General features: G+C 61.4%; 20 protein-coding genes. 17 read left to right on the forward strand and 3 right to left on the reverse strand.

The features are described from left to right. Positions 1 to 4 precede the first annotated feature (4 nt). The 7 genes from lepB (at position 5) to acpS (ending at position 4,767) form a co-directional block, all read left to right on the forward strand. Positions 5 to 883, forward strand: a complete 879-nt coding sequence (gene lepB / locus C2846_RS06590; RefSeq protein WP_119701013.1) for a signal peptidase I — start codon at positions 5 to 7, stop codon at positions 881 to 883. A 96-nt stretch (positions 884 to 979) separates the two neighbouring features. Beyond that, on the forward strand, positions 980 to 1,357 hold the full coding sequence (locus C2846_RS06595) for a DUF4845 domain-containing protein (protein WP_095623992.1): 378 nt from the start codon (positions 980 to 982) through the stop codon (positions 1,355 to 1,357). After that, positions 1,354 to 2,043: a ribonuclease III gene (gene rnc, locus C2846_RS06600; RefSeq protein WP_080048165.1), complete on the forward strand. Its 690-nt coding sequence runs from the start codon at positions 1,354 to 1,356 to the stop codon at positions 2,041 to 2,043. Before C2846_RS06595 ends, rnc begins: the two co-directional genes overlap by 4 nt. Next, on the forward strand, positions 2,036 to 2,932 hold the full coding sequence (gene era / locus C2846_RS06605) for a GTPase Era (protein WP_119701014.1): 897 nt from the start codon (positions 2,036 to 2,038) through the stop codon (positions 2,930 to 2,932). Before rnc ends, era begins: the two co-directional genes overlap by 8 nt. An 11-nt stretch (positions 2,933 to 2,943) precedes the next feature. Next, the gene (gene recO, locus C2846_RS06610) at positions 2,944 to 3,654 is read left to right on the forward strand and encodes a DNA repair protein RecO (RefSeq protein ID WP_119701015.1); all 711 of its coding nucleotides are present in this window, start codon (positions 2,944 to 2,946) and stop codon (positions 3,652 to 3,654) included. Continuing rightward, positions 3,647 to 4,390: a pyridoxine 5'-phosphate synthase gene (gene pdxJ / locus C2846_RS06615; RefSeq protein ID WP_080048163.1), complete on the forward strand. Its 744-nt coding sequence runs from the start codon at positions 3,647 to 3,649 to the stop codon at positions 4,388 to 4,390. The genes recO and pdxJ overlap by 8 nt, the downstream gene beginning before the upstream one ends. Further along, complete coding sequence (acpS, locus tag C2846_RS06620; protein ID WP_080048161.1) at positions 4,387 to 4,767, forward strand: holo-ACP synthase; 381 nt, start codon at positions 4,387 to 4,389, stop codon at positions 4,765 to 4,767. Before pdxJ ends, acpS begins: the two co-directional genes overlap by 4 nt. Before the next feature lie 179 nt (positions 4,768 to 4,946). On the opposite strand, the gene C2846_RS06625 is transcribed toward acpS, so the two are convergent. Further along, positions 4,947 to 7,736 (reverse strand): response regulator, encoded by a 2,790-nt coding sequence (locus tag C2846_RS06625; protein ID WP_119701016.1) that lies wholly within the window; start codon positions 7,734 to 7,736, stop codon positions 4,947 to 4,949. Positions 7,737 to 7,974: 238 nt separating this feature from the next. Between C2846_RS06625 and cysM the strand changes: the two genes are divergently transcribed. Genes cysM through mazG form a run of 4 tightly spaced genes read left to right on the forward strand, consistent with a single transcriptional unit; the run spans position 7,975 to position 13,324 of the window. Continuing rightward, on the forward strand, positions 7,975 to 8,871 hold the full coding sequence (cysM, locus tag C2846_RS06630; protein ID WP_119701146.1) for a cysteine synthase CysM: 897 nt from the start codon (positions 7,975 to 7,977) through the stop codon (positions 8,869 to 8,871). A gap of 2 nt (positions 8,872 to 8,873) precedes the next feature. Continuing rightward, positions 8,874 to 10,232 carry a 23S rRNA (uracil(1939)-C(5))-methyltransferase RlmD gene (rlmD, locus tag C2846_RS06635; RefSeq protein ID WP_119701017.1) on the forward strand — a complete coding sequence of 453 codons (1,359 nt, stop codon included), beginning with the start codon at positions 8,874 to 8,876 and terminating at the stop codon, positions 10,230 to 10,232. A gap of 30 nt (positions 10,233 to 10,262) precedes the next feature. Continuing rightward, positions 10,263 to 12,509, forward strand: coding sequence for a GTP diphosphokinase (gene relA / locus C2846_RS06640; RefSeq protein ID WP_080048158.1), 2,247 nt, complete (start codon positions 10,263 to 10,265; stop codon positions 12,507 to 12,509). Further along, a complete protein-coding gene (gene mazG / locus C2846_RS06645) occupies positions 12,506 to 13,324 on the forward strand; it encodes a nucleoside triphosphate pyrophosphohydrolase (RefSeq protein WP_119701018.1) in 819 nt (272 codons plus the stop codon). Before relA ends, mazG begins: the two co-directional genes overlap by 4 nt. A 188-nt stretch (positions 13,325 to 13,512) precedes the next feature. On the opposite strand, the gene C2846_RS06650 is transcribed toward mazG, so the two are convergent. Continuing rightward, positions 13,513 to 13,857: a pilin assembly protein gene (locus C2846_RS06650; RefSeq protein ID WP_119701019.1), complete on the reverse strand. Its 345-nt coding sequence runs from the start codon at positions 13,855 to 13,857 to the stop codon at positions 13,513 to 13,515. A gap of 167 nt (positions 13,858 to 14,024) precedes the next feature. Here C2846_RS06650 and ppc point away from each other — a divergent pair, with 167 nt between their 5' ends. The 6 genes from ppc (at position 14,025) to C2846_RS06680 (ending at position 20,447) form a co-directional block, all read left to right on the forward strand. Next, the gene (gene ppc / locus C2846_RS06655; protein WP_119701020.1) at positions 14,025 to 16,664 is read left to right on the forward strand and encodes a phosphoenolpyruvate carboxylase; all 2,640 of its coding nucleotides are present in this window, start codon (positions 14,025 to 14,027) and stop codon (positions 16,662 to 16,664) included. A 275-nt stretch (positions 16,665 to 16,939) separates the two neighbouring features. After that, positions 16,940 to 17,587: an adenylate kinase gene (adk, locus tag C2846_RS06660; protein WP_119701021.1), complete on the forward strand. Its 648-nt coding sequence runs from the start codon at positions 16,940 to 16,942 to the stop codon at positions 17,585 to 17,587. 98 nt (positions 17,588 to 17,685) lie between these two features. After that, positions 17,686 to 18,357, forward strand: a complete 672-nt coding sequence (tsaB, locus tag C2846_RS06665) for a tRNA (adenosine(37)-N6)-threonylcarbamoyltransferase complex dimerization subunit type 1 TsaB (protein ID WP_119701022.1) — start codon at positions 17,686 to 17,688, stop codon at positions 18,355 to 18,357. Between the two features lie 85 nt (positions 18,358 to 18,442). Further along, complete coding sequence (locus C2846_RS06670; RefSeq protein WP_119701023.1) at positions 18,443 to 18,757, forward strand: hypothetical protein; 315 nt, start codon at positions 18,443 to 18,445, stop codon at positions 18,755 to 18,757. Between the two features lie 3 nt (positions 18,758 to 18,760). Next, a complete protein-coding gene (locus C2846_RS06675) occupies positions 18,761 to 19,651 on the forward strand; it encodes a DUF72 domain-containing protein (protein WP_240638158.1) in 891 nt (296 codons plus the stop codon). Between the two features lie 7 nt (positions 19,652 to 19,658). Continuing rightward, on the forward strand, positions 19,659 to 20,447 hold the full coding sequence (locus C2846_RS06680; RefSeq protein WP_119701024.1) for a class I SAM-dependent methyltransferase: 789 nt from the start codon (positions 19,659 to 19,661) through the stop codon (positions 20,445 to 20,447). Between the two features lie 14 nt (positions 20,448 to 20,461). On the opposite strand, the gene plsB is transcribed toward C2846_RS06680, so the two are convergent. Then, positions 20,462 to 22,936 carry a glycerol-3-phosphate 1-O-acyltransferase PlsB gene (gene plsB / locus C2846_RS06685; protein WP_119701148.1) on the reverse strand — a complete coding sequence of 825 codons (2,475 nt, stop codon included), beginning with the start codon at positions 22,934 to 22,936 and terminating at the stop codon, positions 20,462 to 20,464. Positions 22,937 to 23,311: the final 375 nt, after the last annotated feature.

The following is a 23,311-nucleotide window of genomic DNA, read 5'->3' on the forward strand; positions in this document are numbered from 1 at the left end:
AGATATGCATTTCAATTTTCCGCTGATACTGGTCATTGCGGTTGCCGGCACGGGATTGCTGGCACTGCTGGACCGGCTCCTGCTGGCTCCCGGCCGGCGTCGTGCGCAGGAGCGCTATCAGAGAGAAGTGGACGTTGCCGATCCGCAAACCATAGAGCGGCTGGGCAAGGAGCCACTGCTGATCGAGTACTCCAAGTCGTTCTTTCCGGTCCTGGCGGTGGTATTGGTGCTGCGCTCTTTTCTGGTCGAGCCGTTCCAGATTCCATCCGGTTCGATGAAGCCGACTCTGGAGGTTGGTGATTTCATCCTGGTAAACAAATTTTCCTACGGTATTCGCCTGCCGGTACTCGATACCAAGGTGATTCCGATCGGGGGCCCGCAGCGCGGGGATGTCATGGTGTTCCGCTACCCGAATGACCCCAGGGTCAACTACATCAAGCGGGTGGTCGGTTTGCCTGGCGATCACGTGGCTTACGCCGACAAGCAGTTGTTCGTCAACGGCGAGCCGGTCAGTCGCGAGTTGCTGCGAGTCGAGCCCGATGACGAAGTGCCGGCCGGACATCCGTTGCAGGCCATTGCCGAAGCCGATGTATTCCAGGAGCAGTTGGGCGAGACAACTCACCTGATTCGCCACAAACGTCTGTCGCAGGCGCCGCCCGCACGCGAGTGGGTAGTGCCTGAGGGGCATTATTTCATGGTGGGTGACAACCGTGACAATTCCAACGACAGTCGTTACTGGAGTGCTTCGGATATGCCTCGAGAGTTGTGGGGTATGGTTCCCGACAACTATATTGTAGGCAAGGCCTTCGCGGTCTGGATGCACTGGCCCGAGCCGAAGTTGCGCAACCTGCCGAGTTTTTCCAGCGTTGCCCTGATCAACTGAGCTTCGATCCGGTCAGCCTTGCAAGGAATGCCTGCCTGGCTTACATGGCCATGGCAGGCTGATAACAACATCAACATCGGACGTAACGAGGTCATCATGCGCCACTCGCAGAAAGGCATGTCATTCTTTGGTTGGCTGGCAGTCATTGCTCTGATCGTTTTCGGTCTGGTAATCGCGGCCAAACTGATCCCCATCTATATGGACCATTTCGCCCTGCGCAAGATAGTGACTTCGGTGAATGACGACCCTTCGTTGAGCATCAATTCGTTGCGTGACATGCATAGCCACATCAGTCGCGGCATGCAGATCAACAGTATTCGCGATATCCGCATGGATGATGCGGTCAATGTGACGGCCAGCGGGACCGACGCCTATACCGTCGTGATCAAGTACGAGGTACGTTCACCGCTGCTCAAGACCGTGGACCTGCTGGTCCATTTTGATGAAACCCATATTGTCAGACCCTTAAAGTGAGCAACAAGCTAGACCGACTTGAACGTAAGATAGGGTACAGTTTCAAGGACCAGGAACTGCTGGTTCTGGCCCTGACCCACCGTAGTCACGGTGGGCGCAACAACGAGCGCCTGGAGTTTCTTGGTGACTCGGTGCTCAATTTTGTCGCCGCCGAGGCGCTGTTCCAACGCTTTCCCCAAGCCCGTGAAGGCCAGTTGTCGAGGTTGCGGGCCCGGCTGGTCAAGGGTGTGACCCTGGCTGAACTGGCCAAGGGCTTCGAGCTGGGCGAATACCTGCGCTTGGGCTCGGGTGAGCTCAAAAGTGGTGGCTTTCGCCGTGAATCGATCCTGGCTGACGCCACCGAAGCGATCATTGGGGCCATCTATCTGGATAGTGGGATGGAGACCGCCCGCGAGCGTATTCTGCACTGGTTGCAGGAACACATTGCCGAGCTGACCCTGATCGACAACAACAAGGACCCGAAAACCCGCCTGCAGGAGTACCTGCAGTCGCGTCAGTGCGAACTGCCGCGTTACGAGGTGATCGAAAGTAGCGGTGAGGCGCACTGCCGGACCTTCAAGGTCGACTGCCAGATTGCCTTGCTATCAGAACGTACTTTCGGGGTTGGCAGCAGTCGCCGGCTGGCCGAACAGCAAGCCGCCCAGGAAGCTTTGCTAGCCCTGGGGGTGGAGAAAATCGATGACTGACGCAAACCGTTGTGGCTATGTGGCCATTGTTGGCCGGCCAAATGTGGGCAAGTCGACGCTGCTCAATCACATCTTAGGGCAGAAGCTGGCGATCACCTCGCGCAAGCCGCAGACCACCCGGCATACGCTGCTGGGGATCAAGACCGAAGGTCCGGTTCAGGCGATTTATGTCGACACCCCCGGTCTGCACAAGGAAAACGAAAAGGCGCTTAACCGCTATATGAACAAGAGCGCCAGCCAGGCGTTGCGTGATGTTGATGTGGTGCTGTTCGTGGTTGACCGGCTGCGCTGGACTGATGAAGACCAGATGGTGCTGGAGCGGATTCAACAGGTGCGCTGCCCGGTGCTGATAGTGGTCAACAAGGTTGACCGCCTGGATGACAAAAACACGCTGTTGCCGCATCTGGAATGGCTGACCGAGCAGTTGCCCGAGGCCGAGGTGGTACCGGTATCGGCGCTGCATGGACGCAATATCGAGCATCTCGAGCAGTTGATTGCCGAACGTTTGCCCGAGAGTGAACACTTCTACCCTGACGATCAGTTGACCGACCGCAGTTCGCGCTTTCTGGCGGCCGAGCTGGTGCGCGAGAAAGTCATGCGTCAACTCGGTGCCGAGGTGCCTTACCAGGTCACGGTCGAGGTCGAACAATTCAAGCAGGAAGGCAAGATCCTGCATATTCACGCGTTGATTCTGGTCGAGCGCGATGGTCAGAAGAAAATCATCATCGGTGATGGTGGTGAGCGCCTGAAGAAGATTGGCCAGGAAGCGCGGCTGGATATGCAAAAGCTGTTCGGCAGCAAGGTTATGCTCAATCTCTGGGTCAAGGTGCGCCGCGGCTGGTCTGATGATGAGCGGGCGCTCAACTCGCTGGGTTATCGCTTCGACTGATCGGGTGCCCCATGCACCTTGCGCTAACTCCCGCCTATGTCCTGCACAGCAGGCCCTACCGCGACAGCAGCGCGCTGGTCGATTTGCTGACCCTGCATCAGGGGGTGCAGCGAGTCGTCTGGCGTGGCGCGCGTAGTGCGCGCAAGGGCAATGCTGCTCAACCGTTCGTGCCGCTACTGGTCGGCCTGGGCGGGCGCGGTGAACTGAAAACCCTGCAGCAGGCCGAGATCGCCGGGCATTATCGCCTGCTTCAGGGCGATGCACTGTTCAGTGGTTTGTACCTGAACGAGTTGCTGGTACGGCTGCTGACTCCCGGTGATCCCCAGACTCTGTTGTTCGCCGCCTATCAGAACAGCCTGCAGGCGCTGGCCGAGGCCGAGCCGGTCGAGCCGTTGCTGCGCCGTTTCGAATGGCAACTGCTGGCGGTTCTGGGCTATGGTTTCAGTCTTGTCGAGGATGCCGAGGGCACTAGGGTTGACGCGCAGGGTTATTATCACTGGCAGTTCGAGCAAGGCCTGGTACGGCTCTCGGGTCCGGTCCCGCCATCGGCACTGCCGGGGGCGGCGCTGCTGGCCATGGCCGCCGATGACTGGCGTGACGCCGAGACTCTGCGCACCGCCAAGCGTTTGATGCGCCAGGCTCTGGGCGTTCATCTGGGTGAACGACCGCTGCTCAGCCGACAACTGTTTTCCGTTTCCAACAAGGAGTCTTCCCGTGACTGATCCACAACGTGTGCTGTTGGGGGTGAACATCGACCATATCGCCACTCTGCGTCAGGCGCGTGGTACCCGTTACCCCGACCCGGTCCAGGCGGCAATCGAGGCCGAGCAGGCTGGCGCCGATGGTATTACCGTGCACCTGCGCGAGGATCGCCGGCATATTCAGGAGCGCGATGTGCGTCTGCTCAAGGAAGTAATGCAGACCAGGATGAATCTGGAAATAGCGGTTACCGACGAGATGCTGGTGTTTGCCCGGGAGATTGCTCCTGAACACGTGTGTCTGGTGCCCGAGCGGCGCGAAGAACTGACCACCGAGGGTGGGTTGGATGTACTGGGCAATCAGGCCCGGGTGCAGGAAGCGGTCGAGCAACTGGCTGCCCAGGGCGCCGAAGTGTCGCTGTTCATCGATGCTGATCCACGCCAGATTGAGGCGGCCAAGCAGGCTGGGGCGCCTGTGATCGAGCTGCATACCGGCCACTATGCCGACACCCAGGGGGCTGAGCAGGCCGAGGCGCTGGCGCGCATCCGTGAAGGGGTGATCTATGCCCGCAAGCTGGGTCTGGTGGTCAATGCCGGGCATGGGCTGCACTATCACAATGTCGAGCCGATTGCGGCTATCCCCGGAATCAATGAGCTGAATATCGGGCATGCAATCATTGCCCGGGCGCTGTTCAGTGGTCTGGCTGAGGCGGTACGGGAAATGCGGGCGCTGATCCTGAGTGCTGCGGCTGGCCGATGATCATCGGGATTGGCACTGATCTGGTGCTGGTGGCGCGGATCGAGGCGGTGGTGGCGCGCCAGGGTGAGCGCTTTGCCCGGCGCATTCTGACCCCTGCCGAGTTCCAGCGCTACGCCACGCATCACCAGCCGCTGCGGTTTCTGGCCAAGCGCTTCGCTGCCAAGGAAGCGATCCTCAAGGCCTTGGGAACCGGGCTGGCCAAGGGCATGTCCTGGCAGCATATCCAGATCGACAGTGATGCCAACGGCGCGCCTCTGGTGGTGCTGAGCGGCACGGCGCTGGCCCGGCTACAGCAGGGCGGCGGCGGACGCATGCTGCTGTCGCTCAGTGATGAGCGCGAGCAGGCGCTGGCTTTTGCGCTGTGGTCCGCCGGCTAGGGAAACATTGATTAATTGCACGCAAGCCCAGCAGCCCGGTTGGCGCTGACCTGTTCTGGACTGTCGATGCCCTGGATGGGCATCGTCAAGCCCCCAGGGATGGGTTCACGGCGTGTCCAGAACAGGTCAGCGACAATTGGGCCAACACCGAAACTGATTTAATCAGTGTTTCCCTAGGGTCAGCGCTGCTCCAGGTCGGCCTGACAGGCCTGCAGTCGCTCGATGGCCTGTAGCAGTTGGTGGATCTCGGCCTGGCAGTTCTGCCCCTGTTTCAGTCGATTCTCAGCCGCCTGGCAACAATTACGCAATTGTGGCACGCCGCAATAGCGGGTAGCGCCATGCAGGCGGTGAACATGTTCGAGCAGGGCGTCTGGCTGTTCCTGCTGCAGTGCCTGTTCGATACGCCGGCGTTCATCCGCCAGGCTGCCGATCAGCATGTGCAACATGTCTTCGGCCAAATCTAGCTTGCCGGCGGCCAGGCGCAAGCCTTCGGCGTTGTCCAGCACTGGCAGCGCTTCATCCAGGGTGCTGGCCTCGGGTTGCGGCTCATCATCACGTGCTGGTGCTTCGGGTAGCGGGTCAAGAATGATGCCGGTCCAGCGGTGCACGCAGTAGCGCAGCTGTTCCGGGCTGATCGGCTTGCTCAGATAGTCGTTCATGCCACATTTGAGCAGTTGTCGCCGCTCCTCGGCCAGGGCATGGGCGGTCAGGGCAACTATCGGGACCGCATCGCAACCGGCAATCTCTTCGCGCAGACGCAGTTCGGCAGTGGTCTGGCGGCCGTCCATGCCAGGCATCTGAACGTCCATGAATATCAGATCAATACGCTGCTCACCGGTAATGCTCAGGGCTTCTTCGCCGCTGCTGGCGGTGATGACCTGGGCTCCCATTTCGCTGAGGAAGGTTTCGACCAGGCGCAGGTTTGCCGGGTTGTCGTCGACACACAAAACCTTGAGCAGGCTCTCCTGGCGTGGTTGGTTGACGGCGGGGTCGTTCTGGGGTTGCGGGCGTAGCAGCAGCAGGGCGGCGCGGAACAGTTTGCGTTGGCAGACCGGTTTGGAAAGGACCTGGCATTGCGAGCCGACCAATTGATCAAGTTCGGGCAGGTGCTCGCTGGTTTCGGTCAGCAGAATATACTTGCTGTCATATTGTTTGGCCCATTCACGGGCCAGGTTTAGCGGTTCGCCGGGGCCGCAGTTGGGTTGCTGCGAGCTTAGCAACACCAGAGCCGGTGGCTCGGCTCCGCTCTGAAGCTGCTGTTCCAGGACTTGCGGGCTGTCGTACAGGCGAACGCTCAGGCCCAGGTCCTCAAGCCCGTGCAGCAATGCCTGGCGGCTCAACAGCTGAGGCTCGATCAGTGCGGCACTCAGGCCTGCCAGCGGTGTGTTGGGCAGGTCGTCAGCGGCCTGGCTGGATTTGTTGAGGCGCAGCGTCAGCCAGAATTCCGAGCCTTCGCCCGGCTTGCTGTGCAGGCCGATTTCGCCGTGCATCTGCTCGACCAGGCGTTTGGCGATCACCAGTCCCAGGCCGGTACCGCCGGATTGCCGGGTCAGGGTGTTGTCGGCCTGGCTGAAGGCCTGGAACAGTGACTTCTGCTCAGCGCTGGTCAGGCCAACGCCGGTGTCGGTCACGCTGATCCTCAGCAGGGCGTGGGTCTCGTCTTCCTGTTCGAGCATGGTGCGCACGCAAACCGAGCCCTGATGGGTGAACTTGATTGCATTGCTGATCAGATTGGCGAGGATCTGCTTGAGCCGCAGCGGGTCGCCGCTCAGCCCCAGTGGCGTGTCGCGGTAGATGATGTTGACCAGCTCCAGGCCCTTGATATGGGCGGCCGGGGCGAGCATGGTCAGGGTGTCCTGAATCAGGTCGCGCAGGTTAAATGGCAGGTTGTCGAGGATCAGCTTGCCGGCTTCGATCTTGGAGAAGTCGAGGATCTCGTTGATGATCGCCAACAGGTTGTCGGCCGACTTGCCAATGGTATCCAGGTATTCCTGTTGGCGTGGGCTCAGTTCTGTACGTTGCAGCAGGTTGCTGAAGCCAAGAATGCCGTTGAGTGGGGTGCGCAATTCATGGCTCATATTGGCCAGGAATTCGGATTTGATCCGGCTGGCTTCCTGAGCAGTCTTGCGCGCCATGTCCAGCTCGATGTTCTGGATTTCGATGGTTTCCAGGGTTTGCCGCAGATCTTCGGTGGCCTGGTCGATGTTCTGCTGCAGTTCGCCCTGGGCGCTCTGCAGGGTGCGGGCCATGGTGTTGATGCCATTGGCCAGATCATCCAGTTCGCGGCTGCCGGTGGCGCCCAGGCGCACATCCAGCTGGCCTTCGCTGATCCGGTCAATGGTGTCGTTGATTTGGCCGACCGGGTCGGTGATGCGTCGGCCCATGGTGCTGACTACCCCGCCGGTAATCAAGAGACCGATGATGATCAGGGCGCTGGCGCTGAGCAGGCCCTGGTAGCGGCGGATCTGGGTGCTGCTGTGGCTCAGTTCGACCTCCAGCCAGCCGAGCAACTGATCGGTTTCCAGTAGGGCGTCGGGAAATTGTGCGATCAATTCGGCGGTGGCCAGCAGCGGCAGGGTGAAACGGCTGCTGGCCCCGCTAGCCTGGACCTGCAGGCCAGTGCCAGCGCCCAGCCCGTCGGTAGCCAGGGTGCGTGCGCCGGGGATCATCCGTGGGCCGGCATGGGTCAGCAATTGCTGGTCGGGGCTGAGCAGGCTGACGGCTCTGACATCGCTGTGATTGAGGGCGTTGTTCAGCAGGGTACTCAGTTCTTCGGGCTGTTGGTGGATCAGGGCCACTGTGCTGGGGCGTTGCAGGTACTCGACGGTCATCAGTCCGCGTTCGAGCAGTTGGCGTTCCAGCTGGTTCGACTGTTGCCAGGCAAACCAGCCACCCAGAGTCACTGCCAGAAGCCCGGCCGGGACCAGGGTCATCAACAGGATGCGGGCCTTGATGCCAATCTCGCTCATGGGACCTCTCGTGCAGTTTGTTAGTGGGTCAGAATATGCAGGGAAACATCGCTCACCGGCCCACCAGGATTTTATCTGTCGGATTTGTGTTTCACCTGGGTCCTGAGACCCGTTTGTCGGTATCATAGGCGTACTGACAAAAAAGCACAGCCTCAAGCCAGAGCCGAACCTCAGAGCAGCGTCCTGTCAACGGGCCTGGAGGGCGGCAAACTGACGTAATTGAGTATGTAGGTGAATGATGAATATCGAGTATCCCACCATTGCCGACTGCATTGGCAACACCCCTCTGGTTCGCCTGCAACGTTTGCCCGGCCAAACCAGTAATACCGTACTGGTCAAGCTCGAAGGCAACAATCCGGCGGGGTCGGTCAAGGATCGTCCGGCACTATCAATGATCGAGCGCGCCGAGTTGAGCGGGGCGATCAAGCCGGGTGACACACTGATCGAGGCGACCTCAGGCAATACCGGTATCGCGTTGGCCATGGTGGCGGCGATCAAGGGTTATCGAATGGTCCTGATCATGCCCGACAACATGAGTGCTGAGCGCAAGGCGGCGATGACCGCCTATGGTGCCGAACTGATTTTGGTCAGCCGCGAGGCTAGTATGGAAGGTGCCCGTGATCTGGCCTTGCAGATGCAAAGCGAAGGCAAGGGCAAGGTACTCGACCAGTTTGGCAATCAGGACAATCCCGAGGCTCACTACACTGGTACTGGTCCGGAGATCTGGCGCGACACTCAGGGCAGCATTACCCATTTTGTCAGCTCGATGGGCACCACTGGTACCATCATGGGCACGTCTCGCTATCTTAAGGAACAGAATCCTGCGATCCAGATTGTCGGCCTGCAGCCGATGGAAGGTGCCTCGATTCCTGGTATCCGGCGCTGGCCGGAGGCCTATTTGCCGAGCATCTTCGATGCCAGTCGGGTCGATCAGGTGATCGACATGGGTCAGGATGAGGCCGAGCGGACCATGCGTCGGCTGGCTCGTGAAGAGGGCATCTTCTGTGGCGTTTCCTCTGGCGGCGCGGTGGCCGGGGCCTTGCGTATCAGTGCTGAGGTCGAGAATGCGGTGATTGTGGCAATCATTTGCGACCGGGGTGATCGCTACTTGTCCACCGGGGTCTACGACAGCTGACCATGAACAGATTTCGAGGGCGGGCCCGGCGTACACCGCAGGCGCAGGCGCCAGCGGCCATTGGTCAGCGGCTGGAGCTTGGACTTGAGCGCTTGACCCATGATGGTCGTGGCATCGGCCAATGGCAGGGGCGCACGGTGTTCGTCGAGGGTGGTTTGCCCGGAGAAACCGTTAGAGCCCGGGTTGTTCAGGCCCGCAGCAAGCTGATCGAGGCGCGCCTGGAACGGGTGCTTGGTGGCGATTCCGAACGTCAGGTTCCGGCCTGCGCGCATGCCGATCTGTGCGGTGGCTGCAATCTTCAACACATGCCACATGCGACTCAGCTCAGGATTAAGCAGCAGGCTCTGGCCCAGCAATTGCGGCATTTTGCCGGTATACAACCCGAGCACTGGGCAGCGCCGCTGCTAGGGCCGGAATACGGCTACCGGCAGCGTACCCGTATCGCCGTGCGCTGGCAGCCGGAGCAGCAGCGTTTGCAGGTAGGTTATCGCCAGCGTGGCAGCAACGAACTGGTTGAAGTGAATCAGTGCCCTATTCTGGTGCCTGCGCTTGAAGCCTTGCTCAAGGCGCTGCCGGTAGTGCTGGGGCGCTTGCAGGCACCTCAGGCGTTGGGGCATGTCGAGCTGATCGGTGGTGAGCGGCCAGCATTGTTGGTGCGGCATGTCCGCGCGTTGCCGGCGGCTGATATCGAGGCGCTTGGCGTGCTGGCCCGAGCGCACCAGGCACACTGCTGGCTACAGGGCGAAGAGGGGCAGGCGGCGCGGTGCGTGACGGCCGATGCCGAACAGGCGATGCCGGTCTACCGTCTGGGCGATCAGCAGCTATGCTTTGAGTTCGCTCCGGGTGACTTCACTCAGGTCAATGCCGAGATCAACCAGCGGATGGTCAACCAGGCGCTGGACTGGCTGGCACCACAACCGGGTGAGCGGATTCTGGATCTGTTTTGCGGGGTAGGTAATTTTGCCCTGGCCCTGGCGCTCCAGGGTGCGCAGGTCAACGCCATCGAAGGCAGTGAGGCGATGGTGGTCCGGGCTGCGGCCAATGCCGGCAAAAATGCGCTGCAGGGCCTGCACTTTTCCCAGGCGGACTTGTCGAAGCCGGTGACGGAGATATTGTCCGGACAGGTTTGGGACGCGGCTTTGCTGGATCCGCCGCGTGACGGGGCACAGCAGGTGGTCCAGGGGTTGGCGGCGCTGGGGGTTGGTCGGGTGTTGTATGTTTCCTGCAATCCGGCGACCCTGGCGCGTGATGCGGGACTGCTGGCCGAAGCGGGATATCGACTGGAGCGGGTCGGGATCATGGACATGTTCCCGCATACCGCCCATGTGGAAGCCATGGCTCTGTTTCGACACCACAAGTGAGTGTCGCCAGAGCGGCGAGGAATCGAGGTAATGGTACAAGTCAGAGCGGAACACCCGATCAATCGTGACGGTAGCGTCAATCTGGATGCCTGGCTGGAGCGTATCCAGCACCGCGTGCCGTTGCAGTCACCGGCGGTGCTGCGTGAAGCCTGTGAGTGGGCGGAAGATCTCGAGCAGGCGGCGATCGCCGCAGAGAACATCTGGTCCGAAGGCACCAGCAGTTACCGGATTGGCCTGGAAATGGCCGAGATTCTGGCCGATCTCAAACTGGACCAGGATTCACTGGTGGCCGCCGTGGTCTACCGGGCGGTGCGTGAGCGCAAGACTGACCTGGCCGAGGTCGAGCACCGGTTTGGTGAGGTAGTCGCCCGGCTGGTAGATGGGGTGCAGCGGATGGCAGCCATCAGCGTCTCGCAAAACCCGGCCAAGACCAAGGCGTTCAGCCCTCAGGCACAGATCGAGAATCTGCGCAAAATGCTGGTGACTATGGTCGATGACGTACGGGTGGCGCTGATCAAGCTGGCCGAGCGTACCTGTGCAATCCGGGCGGTCAAGGATGCGCCCGAGGAAAAACGCTATCGGGTCGCCCGCGAGGTGTTCGATATTTATGCTCCGCTGGCCCACCGGCTGGGCATCGGTCATATCAAGTGGGAGCTGGAAGACCTGTCGTTCCGCTACCTTGAGCCGGTGCAATACAAGCAGATCGCCAAGCTGCTGGACGAGCGCCGACTGGATCGCCAGGAGTACATCGACAGTGTCATGAACCAGCTGCGCAGCGAGCTGGAAGAGGCGGGTATCCACGCCGAGATTACCGGTCGGGCCAAACACATCTATTCGATCTGGCGCAAAATGCAGCGTAAAGGGATCGATTTTAGTCAGATCTATGACGTGCGGGCGGTTCGGGTCCTGGTGCCGCTGGTGCGTGACTGCTATACCGCGCTGGGCATCGTGCATAGCCTGTGGCGGCATATTCCCAACGAGTTTGACGACTATATCGCCAACCCCAAGGAAAATGGCTATCGTTCGCTGCATACTGCGGTAATCGGTCCGGAGGGTAAAGTGCTGGAGGTCCAGATCCGGACTCAGGCCATGCACGAGGAAGCCGAACTGGGGGTTTGCGCCCATTGGCGCTACAAGGGTACCGACGTCAACAGCGCCTCCAATGCCTACGAAGACAAGATCGCCTGGTTGCGTCAGGTACTCGAGTGGCACGAGGAGATGGGCGATATTGGTGGTCTGGCCGAGCAATTGCGGGTCGACTTCGAGCCGGATCGCATCTATCTGTTCACCCCCGATGGTCATGCAGTGGATGTGCCCAAGGGCGCGACCCCGCTGGATTTCGCCTATCGCATTCATACCGAGATTGGTCACCGCTGCCGGGGTGCCAAGGTCAATGGGCGGATCGTCCCGCTCAACTACATTCTGCAGACCGGTGAGCAGGTCGAGATCATCACCGGCAAGCACAACGGCCCAAGCCGGGACTGGCTTAACACCAACCTCGGTTACGTCAATACCTCGCGGGCCCGGGCCAAGATTCAGCACTGGTTCAAGCAGCAGGCGCGGGAACAGAACGTTCAGGCCGGCAAGCTGATGCTCGAGCGTGAATTGACCCGGCTGGCGCTGAACGGGGCCGATTATGCGCAACTGATTGACCGGCTCGGGATCAAGAGTCAGGAGGATCTGTTCGCCGCCGTAGGCTCGGGCGATCAGCGTCTGGCCCATGTGGTCAATGTCGCCCAGCAACTGGTCGAGCCGGACCGGCACAGCGAGCAACTGGAGCTTATTCCCCGGCGACCGAGCCGCCCTGGCCGGCGTGGCGATGTCTATATTCAGGGCGTCGGCAATCTGATGACCCAACTGGCCGGATGCTGCCAGCCGGTGCCGGGTGATCCGATCATCGGTTATATCACTCTGGGCCGTGGTGTAACCGTACACCGGGCTGACTGTGCCAACGCCGTGCAGCTGCAGGACCGCGATTCCGAGCGGCTGATCGAAGTCAGTTGGGGTGGTGAGCCGGTACAGACCTACCCGGTGGAAATCTATATTCGCGCCTATGATCGCTCGGGTCTGTTGCGTGACGTATCGCAGTTGCTGGCCAATGAGAAGGTCAATGTGCTTGAGGTCAACACCCGGACCAACAAGGACGACAACTACGCCGCCATGCTGCTGACCGTCGAAGTGCCGAACCTGAGCCTGCTGGGGCGTCTGCTGGCCCGGATCAGCCAATTGCCGAACGTGCTGGAGGCTCGCCGCAACCGTCAGGAGGCCCGCGGATGAGCTATCAGCTGGACGATCTGCTATACCTGATGGCGCGCTTGCGTGACCCGCAATATGGTTGCCCCTGGGATCTGGAGCAGTCGTTCGAGACCATAGTGCCGCATACTTTGGAAGAAGCCTATGAGGTGGCCGATGCCATCGCCGAAGGCGACTTCCGGCAACTGGCTGGCGAGTTGGGCGATCTGTTGTTTCAGGTGGTCTACTATGCCCAGCTTGGGCGTGAGGCCGGCCACTTTGGCTGGGATGAGGTGGTGGATGGGATTACCCGCAAGCTGGTCCGTCGCCACCCGCATGTCTTCCCTGACGGTAATCTGCGCACGCCGCCGGGCACCCTGAACCTGCCCCAGGAGCAGATCAAGCGCCGTTGGGAGGAGATCAAGGCCGAGGAGCGCGCTGAGCGCGCCGACGCACCGGAGCAATTGTCGCTGCTCGATGACATCCCCAAAGCCCTGCCAGCGCTGAGCCGGGCGCAGAAACTGCAGGGCCGCGCCGCCCGGGCCGGGTTCGACTGGCCGGACACTTTGCCGGTAATCGACAAGTTGGCCGAGGAGCTGGACGAGATCCGTCAGGCCATTGCCCAGGGCGACCAGGCTGCGGTGGCCGAGGAGGTCGGCGATCTGCTGTTCTGTACGGTCAATCTGGCGCGCCATCTCAAGGTCGATGCCGAAACGGCGCTGCGGGCCGGCAATGACAAGTTCGAGCGGCGGTTCCGCTTTATCGAGCAACAGCTGAGCGAAGGTGGGCGTGGCGTCGAGCAGTGCTCACTGCAGGAACTCGACGCCCTGTGGGATGAAGCCAAGCGTCAGGGGCTTTGACGCTATGTATAAGGGAAGCCCTGATTAATTACACAAAAGTCCAGCCGCCTGGTTGGCACAGACCTGTTCTGGACCGTTAGATGCCAAGGATGGCATCTACGAGCCCCCAGGGACGGGTTTACGGCGTGTCCAGAACAGGTCTGTGCCAATCGGGCTGACACACCGAAGCCGGTTTAATCAGTGCTGCCTTAATGTTGTGATTCTTTCTCCTGACTGACCAATTGCTGCAGATGCTTGCGGCTCAGGGCCAGGTAACGGGGGGTTGGGCCGACATCGTCATATAACGGATCGCCCAGCTCATCCAGCGCGATGACCTTGGTGCCCGGCTGGTAGGGCAGGCCGGCTTCCAGCTCTTCCAGAGCGGAGCTCAGCAGGTCAGTGATCAGATCCTCAATCCGGCGCTTGGGATACATCTCATGCAATGCGGCAAGCCGCGCGGCATCCTCCAGCGGCAGATTGACCTGGTAAGTGTTGCTGGTGACGCGGCCTTTGGCGATGCGTTCCCAGTGCTGGGTGAGTTCACGGATCTTCATGTTTCCCCCTATCGCCCGGAGTGCCGGGCACAACCAGTGACAAGTCGCTTGTGGCGACACTTTCAGCATAGATCAGTTGTAGCCCGCTTGCCGCCCAAAGCAGGGCTTGTCAGCCTGGTTGCAAAACGACATGCTGACCGGACATGGTGAGGTCAGAGGAGGATGGCATGGCAGAAATCGATGTGCGGCTGCGCGAAGATGTGCATGATCTGGGCGAGCTGTTGGGGCAAACCATCAAGACGCATCTGGGGGATGATTTTCTGGCCCGGATCGAGCGTATCCGCCTGGGAGCCAAGCAGGGTCGCCAGACTGATCAGGCCGCTCATGAGGCCTTGCTCAGCGAATTGCATGACCTGCCGGACGATCTGCTGCTGCCGGTGTGCCGGGCCTTCAACCAGTTTCTCAATCTGGCCAATATCGCCGAACAGTATCACCGGATCCGCCGGCGCCGCGAGGATGAGCCCGTTGGCTTCGAGGAGCGCTGCCTTACCGAGCTGTTCGAGCGCCTGCGTACCCAAGGCCTGTCAGGCGAACAGCTCAGTGCCGAAGTCGAACGGCTGGATATTGAGCTGGTACTGACCGCACACCCCACCGAAGTTGCCCGACGTACCCTGATTCAGAAATATGATGCCATTGCGCTGGCGCTGGCCCGCCGTGATCACGATGACCTGAGTGCCGGGGAGCGGGCCGCCGTGCGTGAGGATCTGGCCCGTCTGATCAGCGAGGCCTGGCATACCGATGAAATCCGCCGCAACCGGCCGACCCCGGTGGATGAGGCCAAATGGGGCTTTGCCGTAATCGAGCACTCGTTGTGGCAGGCACTGCCGCAGTTCTTGCGCCGGCTCGATGATGAACTGGCTGCTGTTGCTGGGCCTGGGCTTGGGCTGCGTAGCGCACCTTTGCGCGTGGCCTCATGGATGGGCGGGGATCGTGACGGCAACCCCAATGTCACCGCACCGGTAACCCGCGAAGTGTTGCTGCTGGGCCGATGGATGGCTGCCGACCTGTATCTGCGCGATATCGAGCTGCTCAGCAACCAGCTCTCGATGCAGGCTGCCAGCGCTGAGCTGCGCCAACGGGTAGGCGATGTCGATGAGCCCTATCGGGCGTTGATGAAACAGTTGCGCAGTCGCCTGCAGTCGACCCGCTCCTGGGCAGAGGCGGCGTTAAGTACCGAGCTGGTCGAACCGGCCGACTGTCTGCACAGCATCGATGAGCTGCGAGAGCCGCTGGAGTGCTGTTACCAGTCGCTGCTGGAGCAGGGCATGGAGCTGATCGCCAACGGCCCCTTGCTGGATACCCTGCGTCGGGTCAATGCCTTCGGGCTTGGCCTTGTACGCCTGGATATCCGTCAGGACGCGGCGCGGCATGCCGATGTCCTCAGCGCCTTGACCGAATATCTGGAGCTGGGGCGTTATGCTGACTGGGATGAGTCGCAGCGCTGCCAGTTCCTGTTGACTGAACTGGCCAGCAAGCGGCCGCTGCTTCCGCCGCACTGGCAACCGAGCGCGGAGGTGGCCGAAGTGCTGGCAACCTGTCGGGTGGTTGCCGCCCAACCGCGTGAACTGCTGGGCTCCTATGTGATCTCCATGGCGGGCAGTGCTTCCGATGTGCTGGCGGTCAAGTTGCTGCTCAAGGAGGCCGGCCTGAGCTGGCCGATGCGGGTGGTACCGTTGTTCGAGACGCTGGCCGATCTGGATCAGGCGGCGGCTGTCATCGATCAGTTGTTGGGCCTGCCGGGTTATCGAGCGCTGGTGGGTGACGAGCAGGAAGTTATGATCGGCTATTCCGACTCGGCCAAGGATGCCGGAACTCTGGCCGCTGGCTGGGCCCAGTACCGGGCTCAGGAGGCGCTGGTGCAGGTCGCTCGTCAGCATGGCGTGCGTCTGCGTCTGTTCCATGGCCGTGGTGGTACCGTGGGTCGTGGTGGCGCGCCAGCGCACATGGCGATTCTTTCGCAGCCGCCAGGTTCGGTGAATGGGCAGTTCCGGGTTACTGAACAGGGGGAGATGATCCGCTTCAAGTTTGGTCTGCCGGGCATCGCGGTGCAGAGTCTGAGGCTGTACACCAGCGCTGTGCTGGAAGCGACCCTGCTACCGCCACCGGCCCCGGAGCCGGCTTGGCGCGAGTTGATGCAGCAGTTGGCTGATCGCTCGGTGGAAATATATCGGGGAGTGGTCCGTGAGGAGCCGCAATTCGTCGAATACTTCCGCCAGGCGACCCCGGAGCAGGAGCTGGCGCGCCTGCCGCTGGGGAGTCGGCCAGCCAAGCGGCGGAGCCAGGGAGGGATCGAAACCCTGCGTGCGATTCCATGGATTTTTGCCTGGACCCAGACCCGGTTGATGTTGCCGGCCTGGCTTGGCGCCGGTCAGGCGTTAGCTGAAGCCCTGGCAGCAGGTCGTCAGCAACAATTGCGCGACATGATGTCGCACTGGCCGTTCTTCCTGGCCCGGGTGGAAATGCTGGAAATGGTCCTGTCCAAGGCTGATGCCGGCATCGCCCGCTTTTACGAAGAGCGCCTGGCCGAGCCGGCACTCTGGCCGCTTGGCGAGCGTTTGCGCAGCGCATTGGAGCAGGCTGTAGCGGTAATTCTCAATCTACGCGAAAGTGACCGGTTGCTGGCCCACAATCCCGTGCTTGGCGAGTCGGTGGCGGTGCGTAACCCGTATACCGATCCATTGCACCTGCTTCAGGCTGAGTTGATGGCGCGGACCCGGGCCCAAGGTCAAAACATCGATCCGGCGCTGGAGCGGGCGTTGCTGGTGACGGTTGCCGGTATCGCTGCAGGGATGCGCAATACCGGCTGACCGGCTGGTCACAAGAGGATAATCATTTCAGGGTTTTATCCGATTGCGACCATGGTCCAGCTTGTGCATGCCCGATTGTGCGTGTATGTTGAACGCCCTTTTGCGATAACCGAACAGTTCCCGCATCAGCCGGGGCCTCTGAACAGGTCACACGCCAGCGCCTGGTACGCCACGGGCCAGGTGGCGTTGTTCCCAGAGCCCGCCCGCTGGTGCCGCCAGCCTCCGGCTCTGAGCCGCAGGCGGCCCCCAGATTTCAGTTAGACGAGGAGTTCAATATGCGCGTGATCCTTTTGGGCGCCCCCGGCGCGGGCAAGGGCACTCAGGCCCAGTTCATCTGCCAACGCTTCGATATCCCCCAGATCTCGACTGGCGACATGCTGCGTGCAGCGGTCAAGGCTGGTACCGAGCTGGGCAAGCAGGTCAAGGAAGTGATGGACAGCGGCGGGCTGGTGTCTGATGACCTGATCATTGGCTTGATCAAGGAGCGTATCGCTCAGGATGATTGCGCCAAGGGTTTCCTGTTTGACGGTTTCCCGCGCACCATTCCCCAGGCCGAAGCCTTGGTTGAGGCCGGAATTGAAATCGACAACGTGCTGGAAATCGCCGTTGAAGACGAAGAAATCGTGGCTCGCATGTCTGGCCGTCGGGTGCACCCGGGTTCTGGTCGGGTCTACCATGTTCAGCACAACCCGCCGAAGGTCGCTGACAAGGACGATGTCACCGGTGAAGATCTGATCCAGCGTGAAGACGATCAGGAAGCCACCGTCCGCAAGCGTCTGGAGGTCTATCATACCCAGACCAAACCGCTGGTCGACTTCTATCAGAAGCTGTCCGCAGCCCAGGGCAAGCCGAACTATTCCATGGTGGAAGGGGTTGGCAGCGTTGAGCAGATCACAGCCAAAGTGATTGCCGCACTGGGCTGATCGCCCGCACCGGCAGTTGATAAACCCGCGCCACCTCACGGTCGCGCGGGTTTTTCGTTTTGGCTACAATCGCGCCTGACTCGTCACACGGACTACCCATGACTACCTTGCTTGCCATCGATACCGCCACCGAAGCCTGCTCGGCTGCGCTGCTGCATAACGGCCAGCGCTACCACCGCTTCGAGATCATTCCCCGTTTGCATGCCCAGCGCCTGCTGCCGATGATCGAGGAGTTGCTGGCCGAGGCCGGGATAGGCATGTCCGCGGTCGACTGTCTGGTGTTCGGCCGCGGGCCGGGTGCCTTTACCGGGGTGAGGATTGCCACCGGCATGGTGCAGGGCCTGGCTTTCGCCATCGGCAAGCCGGTGATTGGTGTGTCCAATCTGGCCGCTTTGGCACAGCGGGCATACCGTGAGCACGGAGTTGAACAGGTCGCTGCCGCCATTGATGCGCGCATGGATGAGGTGTACTGGGGCTGCTATCGGCTTGAGCAGGGCGTTATGCGCTTGCAGGGGGAGGAGCGGGTTTGTGCGCCGGAGCAGGTCAGCCAACCCGCCGAATTGGTGCTGCAGGGTGGGGCTGGTACTGGCTGGCAGTATGCCGAGCGTCTGGCGGTCCAGGCCGAACGTCAGTGGCCGCAGATGTTGCCCGATGCGCAAGACCTGCTCGATCTGGCCATGCCTGACTGGCAGGCAGGTCACTGGCTGGATGCCGCCGATGCCCAGCCGGTGTATCTGCGTGATCAGGTAGCAACGCCCAAACAGCAGTAGCGCTGCTCATGCCGCCGCCTGGGGCTCTTGCAGCGTGCGGCCAAGGCGGATACCCTAGTTTCAATATCAATTGGATTATTCATCCATGCGCCTGGACGGTTTCTCGCCCTTCAATGCGCTCCCGGAGCGCGTCAATCGCCCTGTGGCCCCCCAGGCCAACAGCGAGTCGGCGCGTGCCGGGCAAACGGCCCCGGCGGCACCGGTTGAGCCGGTCAAGGCGCTAGCCAGTCGTCCGGTCAATGCGTCCAGTGCCAATGCCGAATACATTCCGGCGCGTCGTGATAGTGCTGAGCCGACGTTTGGCAAGGCCAATCAGGCCCTGGCCAGCTATCAGTTCACTGCCAATCTGCCGGTCGACGCCGAGGAATCGGGTATTTTCGGTATCGATACCTACGCCTGAGTCGTGAGTCTTTGTCCGCCACCACGCATTGTGCTGGGCTGCCCGCTATGGGCGGAGACCGGCTGGCTGGGTAGTCTGTATCGCAGCGACGCCGATGCTGATCAGCGGTTGCAACAATATGCCCAGGTGTTTGGTGCGGTCGAAGGCAATACCACCTTTTACGCCTTGCCATGTGAGGCTACGGTAGCACGCTGGGCTGAACTGCTGCCGGACGACTTCCGGTTTTGCGCCAAGCTGCCGCGCGAGATCAGTCACGGCGCCCGGCTCGACCCGCACGCCAGCGAACTGCAGCGTTTTTTTCAGCGCCTGGCGCCGTTGCAGCAGCGTCTGGGGCCGATCTGGCTGCAACTGCCGGCGCGCTTTGGGCCCACGGCACTGGCTGAGTTGCTGGCGTTTCTCGACGCCTTGCCCAGTGCCTGGCGTTACGCGGTGGAAGTGCGGCATGCCGACTTCTTTCGCAAGGACGAGACCGAACGCCAGCTCAATCGGCAGTTGCACGAGCGTGGCATCGAGCGGCTGATCTTCGACAGCCGGGCGGTCTTTGCCAGTACGGCTGACGATCCGGCCACCCGTGAAGCCAAGGAGCGCAAGCCGCGCCTGCCGGTACATGCTCTGGCCTTGAGTGAACAGCCAGCAGTACGTTTTATCGGTGGTATGGATAATGCCGCGAACCTGGCGTTTCTTGAGCCTTGGCTGGCCAAGTGCGTGCAATGGCTGGAGCAGGGCCGGGTACCGATGCTGTTTATGCACACCCCGGATAACCGGCTGGCGCCGCAACTGGCGCGCCAGTTCCATACCCGTCTGGCCGAGCGGGTCCCTGATCTGCTGCCAATGCCGGCCTGGCCGGGCGAGCTTGAGCTGGCCGAGATGCCTGTGCAGGATGCACTTTTTTAGGAACATCATGACTGAAACAACTGAATACCGTATCGCTGTCGGCTGGCAATCGGCAGCCCAGCGTCCAGCCGCCGAAGCCTTGGCCCAGCGTTTGAAGTTGGAGTGCCGGGCGGCAGCGGATGTTGCCCAGGGGTTGTTGCTGTGTCTGGGTGAGGATGGTCTGAGCCTGTGTGATACCGCACCGGGTGCGCCGGGGGCGGTCCGGGTGGACTTTGTTGAGGGCGCTCTGGCCCATCGTCGCCAGTTTGGCGGTGGAACCGGGCAGATGGTGGCCAAGGCGGCTGGGCTCAAGGGCTCGGTTCGCCCCACGATTGTCGATGCCACTGCCGGGCTCGGGCGTGATGCCTTTGTCCTAGCGGCACTGGGGTGTCAGGTGACGCTGATTGAGCGGCAGCCGATTATTGCTGCGCTGTTGGCTGATGGTCTGGAGCGAGCCCGGCAGGCCGGTGGCGAGGTGGCGCAGATCGTTGCCCGGATGCGGCTGATCGAAGGGGATGCCATTGCCTTGATGACGGCCTGGGCTGATGAGGTGCCGCAGGTGGTTCACCTGGATCCGATGTTTCCGCACCGCGACAAGTCGGCGCTGGTGAAGAAGGAGATGCGCCTGTTCCGGCCGCTGGCGGGCGATGATCTGGATGCCCCGGCACTGCTGAGTGCGGCCCTGACGCTGGCTAGTCATCGGGTAGCCGTCAAGCGTCCGCGCAAGGCCCCGGCGATTGAAGGGCCGGCCCCCAGTGCCCAACTAAGTGGGCAGTCCAGTCGTTACGATATCTACGGCAAGCAGCGCCTGGCCTGACCCTAGATAAGGCCTCAAGCGGGCTTGGAGCTGCGCGCTACCTGCCGAATGGAGAGACGAATTTCGGCGCTCAATACCCGTTTGGCGGTGTTCTCGGCAATATCCTCCAGTTCTGGCAGGTAACGCAGCTTGCCGGTTTCGTCGCTGTACAGCACATCCAGCTCAGTCAGGCGTTGGATGAATTGGCGGAACAGGGTCTTGTCGAAGAACTCCGGCGCGTTGAGCCCGTGCAGAATCGACAGGCGTTGGGCCATGACCGAACAGAGGCTTTCCAGTTGCTCGGCGTCCAGGCTGCCGTTGGGATGGTCAAGCAGCAGGGCGGCGACCATGTAAAAGCGCTCCAGGGTCTGCAGCAGGCTGCGGGCCAGCAGGGTGAGCATCACGAATTCGCCTGAACTGGGGTCGGGGCGCACGATCTGACCATCTTCCTCGCGCAGCAGGCCGTGGCTGATCAGGCCATCAATCCAGTGCTGAATCACCTGCGACAGCTCGGCTTCATCCCAATGGATGAAAAACTCGGCCTGCAGGTACGGATAGATGGCGCTGACCAGCCGGGTGATCTGTTCGCGTCCTAGCCGGGCGTTGTTGAGGAATAGCCCGGCGATCAGCGCCGGCAGGGCGACCAGGTGCAGCACATTATTGCGGTAGTAGGTCATCAATACCGCCTGGGGTTCGTCCAGATAGAGGATCTCACCCAGAGCGTCGGATTGCCGGCCGATCAGTTGCATGGCCTCGACATGACGTATCAGTGCCTGGCCGTCGAGTTCCGGCAGGCTCACGCTGGTGCTGTAAGGGACCTGGCGCAGTAACGTCAGATAGGCATCCAGGGCGCGCACCAGCGAGGTTTCATCCAGTGCCAGCTTGCGGGTGGCGAGCATCACCAGGGCCACCAGATTGACTGGGTTGACGTCGGCGGCGGCATTGATCGCCCGGGTCAGGGTCAGTGCCAGTTGCTGGGTGGTCGGGTTCAGCCACTCGGGGCGGTAGTCCGGGCCGTGGGTCTGCTCGCGCCAACCGGGTTGCTGCTGGTCGAGAAATCTGGCCAGGGGCACGGGCTCGCCGAAATTGACCGCGACCTGGCCGAATGGCAGCTTGAGCGCCGACAGCACCCGGAAAATGTCGAAGAATGACTCTTTTTTCTTCGCCTGGCCACGCAGCTCACCCAGATAGGTACGGCCTTCGAGCACCCGTTCATAACCGATGTAGACCGGTACGAACATGATCGGCCGGCGTGAGGAGCGCAGGAAGCTGCGCAGCGTGATTGCCAGCATCCCGGTTTTCGGGTTCAGCGTCCGGCCGGTCCGTGAACGCCCGCCTTCGATGAAGTACTCGGTTGGAAAGCCGCGGCTGAACAGGGTGTGCAGGTATTCGTTGAATACCGCCGTGTAGAGCTGGTTGCCGCGGAAGCTGCGGCGCATGAAAAAGGCTCCGCCACGGCGCAGAATGCCGCCGATGATCGGCATGTTGAGGTTGATGCCGGCGGCGATATGTGGCGGCGTCAGACTGTTGCGAAACAGGATGTAGGACAGCAGCAGGTAGTCGATATGGCTGCGATGGCAGGGCACATAAATGATCTCGTTGCCCTGGGCGATCTCCTGGACCCGCTCGATATGATTGATGCGGATGCCGTCGTAGAGCTTGTTCCAGAACCAGCTTAGCACCACTTCCAGAAAGCGGATGATGGTGTAGGTGAAGTCCGAGGCGATCTCGTTGGCGTAGCGGGCAGCCTGCTGCTGCGCCTTGGCTTCATCGATACCCTTTTCCTCGGCCTCGCGGGCAATTGCTTCGCGGACCAGCGGGGCGTGCAGGAGGCCCTTGAGCAGGGTTCGGCGGTGCGACAGGTCGGGCCCGACTACGGCCCGGCGCTGTTGCTGGAAGTGAACCCGCAGCAGGCGATTGACCTTGCGCACGTTGCGAGCATGGCCGAGGTCTTCGGCCACCAGCTGGCGCAGGGACAGCGGCGAGCCGAACCGCACGCGAATCTTGCGCCCATGCAACAGGATGGCCAGAAACTTGCGCAAGCGCCCGCCAACCGCCCAGTTGTAGGCGAACAGCAATTTGATAGCCGAGGATTCGACATCCGGGGACTGGCCCCAGAACACGCTGACCGGCACCAGTTGCACGTCTTCTACGCGCTGCTGTTCGACTGCATCCAGCACTCTGAGCAGGCGGGGTGACTGGCCGCGCGGATCGGGGCGGCCGAGCCACACCTGTTCGCGGCTGAGAAACAGGTGGGCTTCCTTTTCGTCCAGGCTGGCATCGGGCGCTCGCACAGGCCGGGGCAGGCCCGCACGGCTGCACTCGCGATCCAGTACCAGCAGGTCGGACAGCGCGCGGTAGGGCAGGACATAGATGATCGGGCGCCCGGAATCCAATCCGGGACTGGTCGCAGAATTGCCGATAACCTCGGAGCGGGCCCAGAGATACAGCAAACGACGGAGCAGGCCGAAGCGCAAACGGCCGAACAACGATGAATAGGCGGCGGACATCAGGTTCTCGGTATGCAGGACAGCACAGCTGTCGTTCATGGGTGCAGGGCGAATTTTAGCGGTTTTAATCTCTTGTTACAGCTTGGCTGGCGTATTGCTGGCGCGACAGCGCTTGAAATGACCGGCACTGGGCCCATATAGTCACCACCTTGGGCGTCGCTGCGCGTATCTCCGGGTAGTGTGCTGCGTAGCCCGCGTTGGCTGGCCGTGTGCACGATACGGGACAGACTTCAGGGGCGCCTGCGGCGTCGCTTCTACGATTCGGAGCCACAAGCTGCCTGCGAACTGTGGCCGTGCGACGAACCTGCAGGCCCTGTTGCGGTCTATTCCCTCCAGTATCAGCACCCAGTCGACGCACCAAGCGGCCGCGGGGGT

It is taken from the genome of Pseudomonas jilinensis, from assembly GCF_003586265.1.
In the GTDB taxonomy this organism is placed as follows: domain Bacteria; phylum Pseudomonadota; class Gammaproteobacteria; order Pseudomonadales; family Pseudomonadaceae; genus Halopseudomonas; species Halopseudomonas phragmitis.

What these genes read in the sequence shown, in the direction of transcription:
- C2846_RS06650 (WP_119701019.1), bottom strand. Translation starts at nt 13,857, where the DNA reads ATGAAGATCCGTGAACTCACCCAGCACTGGGAACGCATCGCCAAAGGC.
- recO (WP_119701015.1), top strand. Translation starts at nt 2,944, where the DNA reads ATGCACCTTGCGCTAACTCCCGCCTATGTCCTGCACAGCAGGCCCTAC.
- relA (WP_080048158.1), top strand. Translation starts at nt 10,263, where the DNA reads ATGGTACAAGTCAGAGCGGAACACCCGATCAATCGTGACGGTAGCGTC.
- mazG (WP_119701018.1), top strand. Translation starts at nt 12,506, where the DNA reads ATGAGCTATCAGCTGGACGATCTGCTATACCTGATGGCGCGCTTGCGT.
- era (WP_119701014.1), top strand. Translation starts at nt 2,036, where the DNA reads ATGACTGACGCAAACCGTTGTGGCTATGTGGCCATTGTTGGCCGGCCA.
- cysM (WP_119701146.1), top strand. Translation starts at nt 7,975, where the DNA reads ATGAATATCGAGTATCCCACCATTGCCGACTGCATTGGCAACACCCCT.
- acpS (WP_080048161.1), top strand. Translation starts at nt 4,387, where the DNA reads ATGATCATCGGGATTGGCACTGATCTGGTGCTGGTGGCGCGGATCGAG.
- C2846_RS06625 (WP_119701016.1), bottom strand. Translation starts at nt 7,736, where the DNA reads ATGAGCGAGATTGGCATCAAGGCCCGCATCCTGTTGATGACCCTGGTC.
- adk (WP_119701021.1), top strand. Translation starts at nt 16,940, where the DNA reads ATGCGCGTGATCCTTTTGGGCGCCCCCGGCGCGGGCAAGGGCACTCAG.
- tsaB (WP_119701022.1), top strand. Translation starts at nt 17,686, where the DNA reads ATGACTACCTTGCTTGCCATCGATACCGCCACCGAAGCCTGCTCGGCT.
- C2846_RS06595 (WP_095623992.1), top strand. Translation starts at nt 980, where the DNA reads ATGCGCCACTCGCAGAAAGGCATGTCATTCTTTGGTTGGCTGGCAGTC.
- plsB (WP_119701148.1), bottom strand. Translation starts at nt 22,936, where the DNA reads ATGTCCGCCGCCTATTCATCGTTGTTCGGCCGTTTGCGCTTCGGCCTG.
- C2846_RS06680 (WP_119701024.1), top strand. Translation starts at nt 19,659, where the DNA reads ATGACTGAAACAACTGAATACCGTATCGCTGTCGGCTGGCAATCGGCA.
- lepB (WP_119701013.1), top strand. Translation starts at nt 5, where the DNA reads ATGCATTTCAATTTTCCGCTGATACTGGTCATTGCGGTTGCCGGCACG.
- rlmD (WP_119701017.1), top strand. Translation starts at nt 8,874, where the DNA reads ATGAACAGATTTCGAGGGCGGGCCCGGCGTACACCGCAGGCGCAGGCG.
- C2846_RS06670 (WP_119701023.1), top strand. Translation starts at nt 18,443, where the DNA reads ATGCGCCTGGACGGTTTCTCGCCCTTCAATGCGCTCCCGGAGCGCGTC.
- ppc (WP_119701020.1), top strand. Translation starts at nt 14,025, where the DNA reads ATGGCAGAAATCGATGTGCGGCTGCGCGAAGATGTGCATGATCTGGGC.